Genomic DNA, 12065 nt, shown 5'->3' on the forward strand with positions numbered 1-12065 from the left:
GTGTGACAGCACTCTCGTCCGGATCCTGAACAGGAGGCGGGCGGGTACGTGGTTCTGGTCGAAGGAAGAAGGTGCAGTCATGAATGACTCGATCGCCTACCGGCCGGCGGGGGTCGCTGCCCGGGACCAGAGCCACGCCCTGTTCGCACGCACGATGGCGTTCGTGGCCGGAACGGCGGCTCTGTTCGCCCTGGGCGCCTACCTGGGGCGCGACCTGGGCGGCGGAGCCGCCATCATCTCGTACATCCTGTCGTTCGGCGCGTTGATCGGCATGCAGTTCACCGCCCGCCGCTCCCGCGAGTGGACGGTCGGCCTGCTGGCGCTGTTCGGGCTGTTCATCGGGCTCGCGGTGGCGCCCACGCTGGCCTTCTATGCCAGCCAGGACCCGCGGGCGCTGTGGCAGGCCGGCGGCGCGACGGCGCTGTTCATCGCCGGGTTCGGCTCGGCCGGCTACGCGACCCGGCGTGACCTGAGCCAGGTGGCCCGGTTCGCGTTCTGGGCGCTGCTGGCGCTGATCGCCTTCAGCATCGTCCTGATCTTCGTGAACATCCCGAACGGCGCGCTCATCTACTCGATCCTCGGCCTGGTCATCTTCGCCGCGCTGACGCTCGTGGACTTCCAGCGGCTGCGCCGCAACACCGACATCGACTCGGCGCCCCTGCTGGCCGCGTCGATCTTCCTGGACATCCTGAACGTGTTCCTGTTCTTCCTGAACATCTTCAGTGGGCGTACCGACGACAGGTGAATCCCGGTCCGCTGGTCCTCACGAGGTCCGGAAAAGGGCGTTCTTGAGGGTGAGCAGGGCGTAGCGTGCCCGGGACTTGACGGTGCCGACCGGCACGCCGAGCCGGTCGGCCGTCTCCCGGGTGGAGCGGCCCTCGATGGAGAGCTCGGCCAGGATCGTCCGGTCTGCCTGGCTGAGCCCGCCCACGGCCCGGCGCAGCCGCTTTGCTCGCCTTGAACGCGAGCGGTGACGCGATCGTCACGGGCACATCGCGAGCCGGTTCACCGAATCTTATTGTCGGAATGCCGATCAGAAAAGGGGCCGAGACCCGTTAGGGCACGGCCAGAATCGGCGCCGGGTCGCCATCGGCCCAGCTCTCGGGCAGTACGGCGAGAGCATCGGCCCTCGCCGCCGCCTGCAGCCCGGCCGAACTCGTCTCCGCCACGATCCGCCAGCCGCCGCGCCGGCGGCACCGGTCGTCGCGGTGGACGGGGACGATGCGGACGCCGGTCGGCATCAGCTTGGCGGATCCGTGGACCGGGACCTCGGGGAGTGGCAGCGGTGGGCGGCCGCCGAGCGCCGTGAGCACCGGCTCGAGCAGGGTCAGGGCGGCCACCAGGCCGGCGAACGGGTTGCCGGGCAGGCTGACCACCCACCGGCCGTCGGGTAGTTCCGCCAGGGCCTGCGGGTGGCCGGGGCGGCAGGCGACGCCGCGCACGTGCCAGGTCGCGCCCATCCGGCCGAGCACGCCGTGCAGGTGGTCGGCGGCGCCGGCCGACGACGAACCGGACACGACGACGACGTCGGTGCGGGCGGCGGTGAGCCCGGACTCGAGCAGGGCCGCGACGTCGCGCACGTGGCGGCGTACGACCGGGTCCGCACCGGCCCGGACCGCCACCGCCGAGACCAGGCCGGTGAAGCTGTCGCGTACCTGGCCCGGCCCGGGCACCCCGCTGTCGATGACCTCGTTGCCGGTGACCAGCAGCGTCACCGTCGGCCGGCGGTGGGCCGCGACTTGCTCGGCCCCGGCCTGGACGGCCGCCGCCGCGATCGTGGCGTTGACGGTCCGCCCGGCCGCGACGAGTACGTCCCCGGGACGGACGTCGTCGCCGGCGCGGCGGATGTGAACACGACGGCCCGCGCTGGGGTGGGCCGTCACGCTGTCGCCGTTGCGAAGGCTGTCCTCATAGGGCAGGACCGCTGCGGTGCCCTCGGGGACGACCGCGCCGGTGGCTATCTCCACCGCGGTTCCGGGCCGCAGTGGGGGGCTGTGGACAGCGCCGGCCAGCAGCTGCCCGGTCACCGTCCACGGGCCGTCGCCGGCCACGGCGTACCCGTCCATGGCCGCCGTGTCGAAAGCCGGGACCGGCCGTAGAGCCTCGATGGGCGCCGCCAGGACACGACCGGCCGCCGCCTCCACCGCGACTGGTGTGGACGGCAGTGGCTTCGGCGTGGTCGTGGCGATGGCGTACGCCTCGGACCAGGCTGTCTGTGCGGCCACAACCTCTCCAAGCGGGCGTCCCGGTGTTGTGACGACCTTACTTCCCTGCCGGGACGGCCGGGCATGATCGTGGTGGTCTTCATACCCGGCCGTCGCCCTACCGCTGGTAGCCCAGCCTTTCCACCAGGTCGCCCGTCGCCTGGGCGAAGGCCTCCTGGATGTCGTCGTCGAAGTGGTTGCGCCAGTCGCCCGGTTCGCCCTTGCGGTAGTGCGAGACCGCGCCGTTGCCCTGGCGGTCGTTCATCCGCGAGAAGCTGTACCGGCCCAGCAGCGTGGCCAGGTCGTCCGGCGGGATGTGGATGCCGCAGTGGCGCATCAGGGCGTCGACCTCCCGCGCCTGGTGCTCGCCGGTCAGGTCCTCGTACCGGAAAAGACGCACCTCCTCGGACGCGGGGGCGTTGACCCAGGACTTGAGCGAATCGAACCGCCCCTTGGCCGCCAGGTCCTCGATCAGGAAGATCAGGCCCTCCTTCTTGGGCCTGGCCTGGAGTTCGCGGCGCAGTTCGAGCACGTCGCCCATCGGCGAGTGCGAGTCGCGGTTGGAGAAGTAGCTGGAGACCACGAGGTCGCGCGGGTCGCGCAGCACGTAGAAGGCGCGGTGGTCGGCCGGCTTGTCGACCTGGTCGTAGCGGTCCCGCGCGATGAACAGCGACAGCGCCACGCGGCCGGGCGGGCAGAGGTTCGGATGGCTCCAGTTGTAGTAGCGCGGGTCATAGGTGAGCAGCCCGGAATGGCGGAACACGATCGGATCGCTGAAGATCGCCTTCACCCATTGGCTGGCGGTCTTGCGAATCGCGCAGTGGTAGACATTGGTGTATTCGGAGCGGGCCACGACCGGCACGGTCATGCGCAGTTTGGTGTTGTGCGCCTCCAGCATGGCGCGGCGTGCGAAGACACGGGCCGCGTTCGGCGTGTGGTGTTTGGCGTACAGGACAGCGCTGTTCAACATCGTCTGAGCCCTTGTCTTTCGGTGGCAGGGGGAGACGTATCAGGACAGTGTGATCCCAAGTTGATCTTCGTTTACGCGGTATGACCTGCGTAAACGGTTGGGTAGACGGACTTTACAACAAAGTCGGCCCACTAGGTGCAGAAGACGACCTGTGCGCTTGCTGTTAAAACGCCGCGAAAAAGCTTCAGGCTTGCGAGTACGGCGTCGGAATGTGTACGACGGGCAGACTCGGCTCCCGGTATCCGTTCGCTTTCTGCCGGCGCGGAAGCTTCACGTCGGCCGGCTTCAGCGGCTGGTACGCGACGGTGGCGAGCAGATGCGTGATCAGATTGAGCCGGCCGCGCTTCTTGTCGTTGTTGTCCACCACGTACCACGGTGCCCACGCGGTGTCGGTCGCGCGGAACATGTCGTCGCGCGCCCTCGAGTAGTCGTACCACCGGCTGTACGAGAGCAGGTCCAGATCGGACAGCTTCCACACTTTGCGGGGATCGTTGATCCGGCTCTCCAGCCGGCGGGTCTGCTCCTCCGGTGTCACCTCGAGCCAGTACTTGATCAGGGTGATGCCGGAGTCGACCATGGCCTGTTCCACCCCGGGCACCACCCGGAGGAAGCTCTGGGCCTGGTCCTCGCTGCAGAATCCCATCACCCGCTCCACGCCGGCCCGGTTGTACCAGCTGCGGTCGAAGATCACCACGTCGCCGGCCCCGGGCAGGTGGGGCACATAGCGCTGCAGGTACATCTGGGAGCGCTCGCGGTCGCTCGGCGCGGGCAGCGCGACGACCCGGAAGACCCGCGGGCTCACCCGCTCGGTGATCGCCTTGATCATGCCGCCCTTGCCGGCCGTGTCCCGGCCCTCGAACACCACGCAGATCTTCGCGCCGGTGTCCTTCACCCACTCCTGCAACGCGACCAGCTCGCCGTGCAGGCGGCGCAGCTCGTGGTCGTACTCCTTGCGTTTCATCCGCGGCGGAGTCCCGGCGTCCTCGTGGTGGCCCATCCCAGAAAGATGGACCACCGGGCGGGCTCGCCCCTCATCCGCCCGGGGTGGTTTCCGGCCGTACGGCGTCATGGTCGGATCGGCCATGACCGTCGGTGCCGTGGTGTTGGTAGCGCTCGCCGTCTTCGCCTGGGGCGTGCTCGCCACCCGCCTGGAACGCCTCAACCTGACCGCGCCCATGGTCTTCGTCGCGGCCGGCGTGACGCTCGGGCTGGCCTTCGACGTCGACCGGCACACCGAGGGCGTCGCCGCGCTGACCGAGGCGACGCTGGTGTGGGTGCTGTTCTCCGACGCCTCGCGGGTGGGCCCGCGCGAGCTGCGCCGCGACGCCGGGGTGTACGGGCGGCTGCTCGGCCTGGCCCTGCCGGTCACCGTGGTGGCCGGAACGGTTCTCGCGTGGTGGCTGCTCGGCCTGCCCGACCTGTGGCTGGCGCTGCTGGTGGGGGCCGCGCTCGCCCCGACCGACGCCGCGCTGGGCGCCGTGGTCATCACCCATCCCGCGGTGCCGGCCCGCATCCGCCGCATCCTCAACGTCGAAAGCGGCGTCAACGACGGCATCGTCACCCCGGTCGTCGTGATCGCGCTGGCCGGCGCCGCGTCCGGCGCGCCCCTGCTGACGGCCGTTCTCCAGTTGGCCGGTGGGGCGCTCATCGGGGTCGCCGCCGGCTCGGCGGGTGGCAAATTGCTGCGTACGGCCGGGGAAAGCTTCGCCGGTCCGGCCGTGCTCGCGCTGGCGCTGCTGGCGTACGCCGGGTCGGTGGCGGCCCACGCGAACGGGTTCGTGGCCGCCTTCGCCGCGGGCCTCGCCTTCGGGCACGTGGCCGGCCGGGGTGGCCCCCGCGAGGTGTTCTACGTGGAGCAGACGGCCGGCCTGGCCTCGCTGCTGGTGTGGACCGCCTTCGGGGCCATCGCCGTGCCGCTGCTCCCGTCCCGCTGGACGTGGGCGATGCTGCTCTACGCCGTGCTGAGCCTGACCGTGATCCGGATGGCGCCGGTGGCGCTGAGCCTGATCGGGGCGCGGTTCGGCCGCCGTACGGTCCTGTTCGTCGGCTGGTTCGGGCCGCGCGGCCTGGCCTCGATCGTCTTCGCCCTGCTGGCCGTCGAGGAGCTGGGCCCCTCGGCCGACGCCGCGGTGGCCGTGATCGTCCTGACCGTCCTGATCAGCGTGGTCGCCCACGGCCTCTCCGCCGGCCCGCTGGCCGCCCGCTACGGCGCGGGCGGCCGGCCCTCGGCGGAGACCGGCCCGGCCCCCGCCGCCCGTCTGGGCCCCCATCACCTCAAGCAGCCGTGAGCCTTTCGGAGGGTACGGCCGGGTCGCTGCCGGCGCGATGAGCGCGGGAACGCCGGATCAGCTTGCTCAGCTCGATGACCACCGGAAGGGCCAGCGCCAGGCCCAGGCAGGCCAGCCACTGCCGGCCGGTCAGGGCCTCGGAGCCGAGGCTGCCGCGCAGGAAGCCGGCCTGGGTGGCCAGGACGACGAAGGCCACCGGGATCAGCCCCACGGCCGCGGCCCTCAGCAGCGGCGGGCGCAGGCCGCTGGCCGGGTCACGGCGGTTGGCCAGGGCGTTGAAGACGGTGCCGAAGCCCATCACGGCGAACGCCATCGTCACGTTGGGGCCGAAGATCAGGGGGACCAGCGCGGCCAGGAACAGCACCACCGCGTACAGAAGCCAGAAACTCACCGCCGTACGGTTGCTGATCGGCATCCCGGGGTCGCGCGGTGGACGGCTCATCACGGCCGGGTCGCCCGGGTCCATGGCGATGATGACCACGCCGGGGACGGTGCAGGTGAAGAGCAGATACAGGACCATCGACGGGGTCAGGGCGACGCCCTCGTTGAGGTCGAACGCGGTGGCCGCGACGAACAGCAGCACCAGCGACAGCAGCTGGGTCATCTGATAGCGGACGTACGCCACGATCTTGTCGTAGACCCGGCGGCCGATCTCGATGGCCCGGACGAGCGTGCCGAAGTTGTCGTCGGTCAGGATCATGCGGGCGGCCTGTTTCGTCACCTCGCTGCCGCTGCCCATGGCGACGCCGATGTCGGCCTGCTTGAGGGCGGCCGCGTCGTTGACGGCGTCGCCGGTCATCGCCACGATCAGGCCCTGAGCCTGCATCGACCGGGCCAGGCGCAGCTTGTCCTCGGGGGACACCCGGCCGAAGACGTGCAGCTCGGGCAGGCGGCGGGTCAGCTCCTCCTCGGACATGGTGGCCAGCTCGGCGCCGCTGACCGCGCCGGGTCCGAGCCCCAGCGTGCGGCCGATCGCCTGGGCGGTCACCGCGTGGTCGCCGGTGATCATGCGGACGTCGATGCCGGCCCGCAACGCCACCTGGACGGCGTCGCGGGCCTCGGCCCGCAGCGGGTCGATGATGCCGACCATGCCCACGAAGACCAGGTTGGTGGTGAGCGCCATGGGGTCGTCCAGCGACTCCGACGGGTCGACGACCCGCGCCGCGAAGGCCAGCACCCGCAACCCGTCCGAGGCCAGCTTCTCGTTGGCGGCCACGAGCTCCGTCCGTACCTCATCAATCGGCTGTTGCGGCCCCACCGCCTTGCCGGCCCGGCTGCAGCGGGCGAGCACGACGTCGGGCGCGCCCTTGACCAGCTCGATGATCTGCGAGACGCCGTCGAGCTCCACGCGGTGGAAGGTGGCCATGAACTTGTAGTCGGAGTCGAACGGCACCTCGGCCAGCCGGGGATAGGCGTGCCGGGTCTGCTCGGCGTCGACGCCCAGCTTGGCCGCCAGCACCACCAGCGCCGCCTCGGTCGGGTCGCCCACCACGTCGCCCCGGTCGCTGACCGTGGCGTCGCTGTCGAGCGCCAGGCCCAGGGCGAGCCGGGTGAAGTCGGGGACGGGCGCCCCGGCGACCGAGGTGAGCCGCCCGGTCTTCGCGTAACCCTCGCCGGTGACGCCGAACCAGGCGCCGGCCGAGTAGACGGTCGAGACCATCATCTCGTTCATCGTCAGCGTGCCGGTCTTGTCGGTGTTGATGGCGCTCGTCGCGCCCAGCGTCTCCACGTCGGTCAGGTTCTTCACCACGGCCTTGGCCGCGGCCAGCCGCTGGGCGCCCTGCGAGAGCAGCGCCGAGACGAAGGCCGGCATGCCGGTCGGAATGGCCGAGATCGCCATGGCCGTGCCCAGCAACAGCAGGTCGTCGACGTCCATGCCGCGGATCCAGCCGACCACCACGATGAACGCGACGGCGGTCCACGCGATGATCCCCAGCACCCGGGTGAGGGTGTCGAGCTCCTTGCGCAGCGGCGACCGGGTGCGCGTGACGCTGGTCAGCATCGTCGCGATCCGGCCCATCTGGGTGTTCATGCCGGTCGCGGTGACCACCATGGTCGCCGTGCCGCGGGTGACCGAGGTGTTCTGGAACAGCATGTTGGCCTGGTCGCCGAGCCCGACATCGTCCGAGTCGAGGGCGCCGGCGCTCTTGGCGACGGGCGCGCTCTCCCCGGTCAGCGCCGCCTCCTGCGTCTCGCAGGTGGCCGAGCGCAGGATCCGCCCGTCCGCGGGCACCAGGTCGCCCGCCTCGAGCTGCACGATGTCACCGGCCACGACACCGGGCGCGGGCACCAGCGTCACCTCGCCGTCGCGGATCACCCGGGCCTGCGGCACCTGCATCCGCGACAGCGCGTCGACGCTGGCCCGGGCGGCCAGCTCCTGCCGGGCGCCGAGCACGATGTTGAGCAGGATCAGGAAGCCGACGATGAGCGCCGTCGACACCTCGCCGATCAGGACGCTGACCACGATGACGGCCACGAGCATGAGGTTCATCGGGTCGCGTAGCTGTTCCAGCGCCACCGCCAGGATCGAGGGCGGTTTCTCGGCGGCGATCGTGTTGGGCCCGTTACGGGCCAGGCGGCCGGCCGCCTCGGCGCTGGTGAGGCCGCGCTGCTGGTCGCTGTGGACGGCGGCGACCACCTGGTCGGCGCGCTGGTCGTACCAATGGTCGATGGTGCTCGTCATCGCCCTAGGTTGAGCGCCCGCCCACCGCGCCTACCTCATCCGGCGGGGATGAGCCCTCCGTGGTGAAGGTGATGAACGTGTCCGGCGGCCGCGACTCGGGCCGCGGGCCGTCGTTTATCTCCCACTTGTCGCCCACGACCGCGGTGGCCACCCCGGACCAGAAGGCCTCGACACCCGGGTTGTAGCGCTGAAAGCCGATCCGCCACCGCCCCGGGAACCGGGCGACGGTCAAAATCGCGGCGGTACGGCCGACGCCCGTACGGCGAAGGGCCCGGACCACGAAGAAGGCGGTGATCGAGGTGCCACCTCCCTCGGCCGGGGCCGTCATGACATAGCCGGCGGTGCGGCCGGCGACGGTGATCAGGAAGGCGCGGCGCTCCGGGTCGGCGCCGGTCAGGAAGTGGTCGAGTTGCCGGTCGTTGAAGGTGCCGTCGTCGTTGGGCAGCAGCCCGTACCACTGCGAGAGATCGTGGCGGAACAGCTGACCGAGATTGCTGAGCACGGCCCGGTGCGTACGGTCGACCGGCTTCAACGCGACCGGTTCCGACAACGGCGGATTCATCCGGACAGCGTGCCACGACGCCGGCCCGCTACGGTGGGCGGCGTGTTCCCGCTGCACGAGACCTCCCTGATCACCTCGTGGCGCCTGCTGGCCGAGGCGGACCCGGCGGGCGAAGTGGTGGCCGGCCCGGACGCGGTCACGATGACGCATTCACATCCGGCGTTGTGCAACGCGCTGTTGCGTACGCCGGAGGGCCTGGCCACGATCGAAAAGGTCTTCGCCGAGCGCCCCCACGCGGTGTGGGTGCGGGAGCCGGACCCGGCCCTCGACCGGGCGCTGGAGGCGGCCGGCTACCAGCGTGACGAGCGCACGGTGCCGATGGTGCTCGACCTGAGCACATGGAAGGGGACTCCGGCGGTCGAGGTGGTGCGGGCAGCCCCCGGCGACGTGGCCGAACACAGCGGCGTAGGCCGAGCGATGCTGGCGGAGGTGCGGCACACGTACGGCTACGCCACCGCCGGCTGGGAGTCCTGGGCCATAGCAATGACAACGGACACGGTCACCAACATCTCGTTCGTCACCACTCGCGCCGAGTTCCAGCGCCGAGGCCTGGCACACGCCGTCATGACCCGGGCACTGCACGACGCCCGCACCCGAGGCGAGACCCACGCCACCCTCCAGTCGACCCCGGAGGGCCTACATCTTTACCACCGCCTCGGCTTCCACGACGTCGGCACCTGGCAGGAGTGGATACGGCCGTAGCCGGCGTTCCGCCGCCCGCTTTCTCCCGCCTTCTCCCTGGCTCGCTTTCCTTCTGGCTCGCTTTCCTGCGCGGGCGGTGGCGTGGCCCGTCTTCTCCCACGCCGGCGGCGGCCTCGGTGCGCCCGACCAGCGGCATCGGCGGGCCTGGCAGCCGCACCTTCGGCTGATCCGCTGGGCGGTCGCCTCGTTCAGACGCCGAACTTGGACTTGGCGGCGGGCGTCACGGGCGTGAAGAAGTTGACCAGGTTGCCGTCGGGGTCGCGGAGCAGCAGCGAACGATTGCCCCAGGGCATTGTGGTGGGCGGGGCGACGATCGTGGCGTCGGCAAGCTTTTCGTGGGTGGCGTCCACGTCAGCGACCAGGAACTCGATGATGACGGAGCGGTTGTCGGCGGCGTGGGCGGAGCCGGGGGAGAACAGCGGGACGGTGCGCTCACTGCCGATGGCCAGGGTGGCGCCCGCAGTGGCGATCTCGGCGAAGTCCGGGGTCGACCACGTGGCGGTGGCACCGGTGGCCCGCTCATAGAAGGCGACCAGCCGGTTGATGTCGGCGGTGATGACGCGCAGTGACGTGAGGTTCATGGCAGCGACGCTAGAACTGATACCGGACAGGTTCCGCCCGGTATAGTCACTCATGTGGCGCGGCCGACAGCTCAGGTGCTCACACTGCTGGAACTCCTCCAGTCGGGCGGCGTCCGCCGGGCAGCGGAACTGGCCGACCGGCTCGGCGTGGACGAGCGAACCGTCCGGCGCTACGTCACCCACCTCCTCGAACTGGACATTCCGGTCGAGTCGGTACGCGGCCGGTACGGCGGTTTCCGGCTGGCCCGGGGCTACCGCATGCCCCCGCTCATGTTCAGCGACGACGAGGCCCTGGCCGTGCTGCTCGGCCTGGTGGCGGGCCGCCGAACCGGCCCGATCGCCATGGCCGGCGCCGCCGACGAAACCGCGGCCGCGAAAATCCGGCGAGTGCTGCCGCAGCGCCTCGGAAACCGAGTCGAGAGCGTCCTGGAAACACTCAGCTTCACGGCCACCGAACGCTCACCGGCCACCCCCGACACGACGACCCTCTTGGCGGTAGCCGACGCGGTCCGTCACCGCCGCCCGGTGACGTTCCGCTACACGGCGGGCAACGGCCGCCGAACCGAACGCCTCCTGCATCCTTACGGCTTGGTGTCCCATTCGGGCCGGTGGTACGTACGAGGACCCGACCCGGCGATCGGCGAGGAGCGCACCTTCCGCCTGGACCGAATGACAGACGTCCGCCCGCAGCCCGGCACCTTCGACCAGCCACCCGGCTACAACCCAGCCGAAGAGGTACTGACCGGCCTGGCCCGAGCCGACTACCGCCACCGCGTCCGCCTGCGGATCCAGGCCACCGAGAACCAGATCCGGTCACGCTTCCCCGCCGCACTCGCCATCATCACGACGCCCCCAGAGCCCGGCAATTCCCAACAATCCGAGCACCCCGAACAATCCAGAGCTTCCGCGGAGCCGGTCGAGTCACGGCAGACCGAACAATCAGGGCCGCCCTGGGAGTTGGGCCGGAAGCCCGGGCGAGCTAGCGAGTCCGGCCGGGCTGAGGGGTTGGGCCTGGCTGGGGAGTCCGGCCGGGCTGAGGGGTTGGGCCTGGCTGGGGAGTCCGGCCGGGCTGAGGGGTTGGGCCTGGCTGGGGAGTCCGGCCGGGCTGGGGAGTTGGGCCTGGCTGGGGAGCCCGGCCGGGCTGGGGATTTTGGGCGGCAGTCCGGGCAGGCTGGGGAGATTGGTCGGGCTGGGGATTCCGGGCGGGCCGGGGAGTTGGAGCCGGCCGGGCAGTCGGGGAGGGCCGGGCAGTCGGAGCGGACCGGGCAGTCGGGGAGGGCCGGTGAGTCCGGGCAGGCCTGGGAGTCCGAGAAGGCCGAGGACCCCTGGCACGACGTGGAGGTTCGCGCCGAGCAGCTTGACTGGATCGCCCGGGCGCTGGCCGCTTTGGACCGCCCGTTCGTCATCAAGGAGCCCGAGGAACTCCGTACCCTGGTCGTCGACCTGGCCACCAGGCTGGCCCGGCACGCCAACGGCTGAGCCGACCGCCGCTGAGCCGCCGGCTGCCGGGCCGCCGGCTGCCGCTGGGTCGCCGCCCGCTGGACCGTCGGCTGGGCCGTCTGCTGTTGGGCCGACTGCCGTTGGGCCGTCGCCCGCTGGACCGTCGGCTGGGCCGTCTGCTGTTGGGCCGACTGCCGTTGGGCCGTCGCCCGCTGGACCGTCGGCTGGGCCGTCTGTCGTTGGGCCGACTGCCGTTGGGCCGACCGCCGCTGGGCCGCCGGCTGCCGCCCGAGCCGCCCGAGCCGCCCGAGCCGTCCAAGCCGGACGAGCCGGCCGGGTCGTTGCTGGGCGGGGTGGCGGTGATGCGAGCGGTTGAGCCGTCCGCGCCGTCGTCGAGCGATGTGGCGGCGACCGTCGGTGGCTGAGCCCGGCCGCGTCGTTGCTGGGTCGTGTAGCAGTGATCGCTGGCGGCCGAGGACCGTTGCGCTGTTGACGAGGGACGTGGGGGTAGACGGCCCGAGGCTGGGCACGGTAGCGCTGTCGGCGAGGGCGAGGGCGAGGGCGAGGGCGAGGGCGAGGGCGAGGGCGAGGGCGAGGGCGAGGGCGAGGGCGAGGGCGAGGGCGAGGGCGAGGGC

Annotated in this window: 11 protein-coding genes and 1 pseudogene; 5 read left to right on the forward strand and 7 right to left on the reverse strand. The window is 71.2% G+C overall.

The genetic code is table 11. The features are described from left to right. The first annotated feature begins 79 nt into the window (after positions 1 to 79). On the forward strand, positions 80 to 745 hold the full coding sequence (locus AB0C26_RS35365; protein ID WP_360256582.1) for a Bax inhibitor-1 family protein: 666 nt from the start codon (positions 80 to 82) through the stop codon (positions 743 to 745). A gap of 18 nt (positions 746 to 763) precedes the next feature. Here AB0C26_RS35365 and AB0C26_RS35370 read toward each other — a convergent pair. From AB0C26_RS35370 to ppk2, 4 genes and pseudogenes are all read right to left on the reverse strand, one after another. After that, positions 764 to 943: pseudogene (locus tag AB0C26_RS35370) on the reverse strand (sigma factor-like helix-turn-helix DNA-binding protein); the annotation flags it as partial. A gap of 112 nt (positions 944 to 1055) precedes the next feature. Next, positions 1056 to 2225, reverse strand: a complete 1170-nt coding sequence (locus AB0C26_RS35375; RefSeq protein ID WP_360256585.1) for a molybdopterin-binding protein — start codon at positions 2223 to 2225, stop codon at positions 1056 to 1058. A 97-nt stretch (positions 2226 to 2322) separates the two neighbouring features. Beyond that, on the reverse strand, positions 2323 to 3174 hold the full coding sequence (locus AB0C26_RS35380) for a sulfotransferase domain-containing protein (RefSeq protein WP_360256588.1): 852 nt from the start codon (positions 3172 to 3174) through the stop codon (positions 2323 to 2325). Between the two features lie 184 nt (positions 3175 to 3358). Further along, positions 3359 to 4171, reverse strand: a complete 813-nt coding sequence (gene ppk2, locus AB0C26_RS35385; protein WP_360256591.1) for a polyphosphate kinase 2 — start codon at positions 4169 to 4171, stop codon at positions 3359 to 3361. Positions 4172 to 4256: 85 nt separating this feature from the next. Between ppk2 and AB0C26_RS35390 the strand changes: the two genes are divergently transcribed. Further along, entirely contained in the window at positions 4257 to 5462 is a 1206-nt protein-coding gene (locus tag AB0C26_RS35390; RefSeq protein WP_360256594.1) for a cation:proton antiporter, read from the forward strand. On the opposite strand, the gene AB0C26_RS35395 is transcribed toward AB0C26_RS35390, so the two are convergent. Together AB0C26_RS35395 and AB0C26_RS35400 are read right to left on the reverse strand one after the other, a co-directional pair. Next, complete coding sequence (locus tag AB0C26_RS35395) at positions 5449 to 8145, reverse strand: cation-translocating P-type ATPase (RefSeq protein WP_360256597.1); 2697 nt, start codon at positions 8143 to 8145, stop codon at positions 5449 to 5451. The genes AB0C26_RS35390 and AB0C26_RS35395 overlap by 14 nt on opposite strands. A 4-nt stretch (positions 8146 to 8149) precedes the next feature. Continuing rightward, positions 8150 to 8707, reverse strand: a complete 558-nt coding sequence (locus AB0C26_RS35400; RefSeq protein ID WP_360256600.1) for a hypothetical protein — start codon at positions 8705 to 8707, stop codon at positions 8150 to 8152. 42 nt (positions 8708 to 8749) lie between these two features. Here AB0C26_RS35400 and AB0C26_RS35405 point away from each other — a divergent pair, with 42 nt between their 5' ends. Beyond that, positions 8750 to 9409: a GNAT family N-acetyltransferase gene (locus AB0C26_RS35405; RefSeq protein WP_360256603.1), complete on the forward strand. Its 660-nt coding sequence runs from the start codon at positions 8750 to 8752 to the stop codon at positions 9407 to 9409. A 188-nt stretch (positions 9410 to 9597) separates the two neighbouring features. Here AB0C26_RS35405 and AB0C26_RS35410 read toward each other — a convergent pair whose 3' ends face one another. Next, positions 9598 to 9990 (reverse strand): VOC family protein, encoded by a 393-nt coding sequence (locus AB0C26_RS35410; protein ID WP_360256606.1) that lies wholly within the window; start codon positions 9988 to 9990, stop codon positions 9598 to 9600. A 54-nt stretch (positions 9991 to 10044) separates the two neighbouring features. On the opposite strand from AB0C26_RS35410, the gene AB0C26_RS35415 reads away from it, so the two are divergent. Both AB0C26_RS35415 and AB0C26_RS35420 read left to right on the forward strand, forming a co-directional pair. Next, a complete protein-coding gene (locus AB0C26_RS35415) occupies positions 10045 to 11469 on the forward strand; it encodes a WYL domain-containing protein (protein ID WP_360256609.1) in 1425 nt (474 codons plus the stop codon). A gap of 215 nt (positions 11470 to 11684) precedes the next feature. Then, positions 11685 to 11855, forward strand: coding sequence for a hypothetical protein (locus tag AB0C26_RS35420; protein WP_360256612.1), 171 nt, complete (start codon positions 11685 to 11687; stop codon positions 11853 to 11855). The last annotated feature ends 210 nt before the right edge of the window (positions 11856 to 12065 follow it).

Source organism: Actinoplanes sp. NPDC048796 (assembly GCF_040650035.1).
Classification (GTDB): domain Bacteria; phylum Actinomycetota; class Actinomycetes; order Mycobacteriales; family Micromonosporaceae; genus Actinoplanes.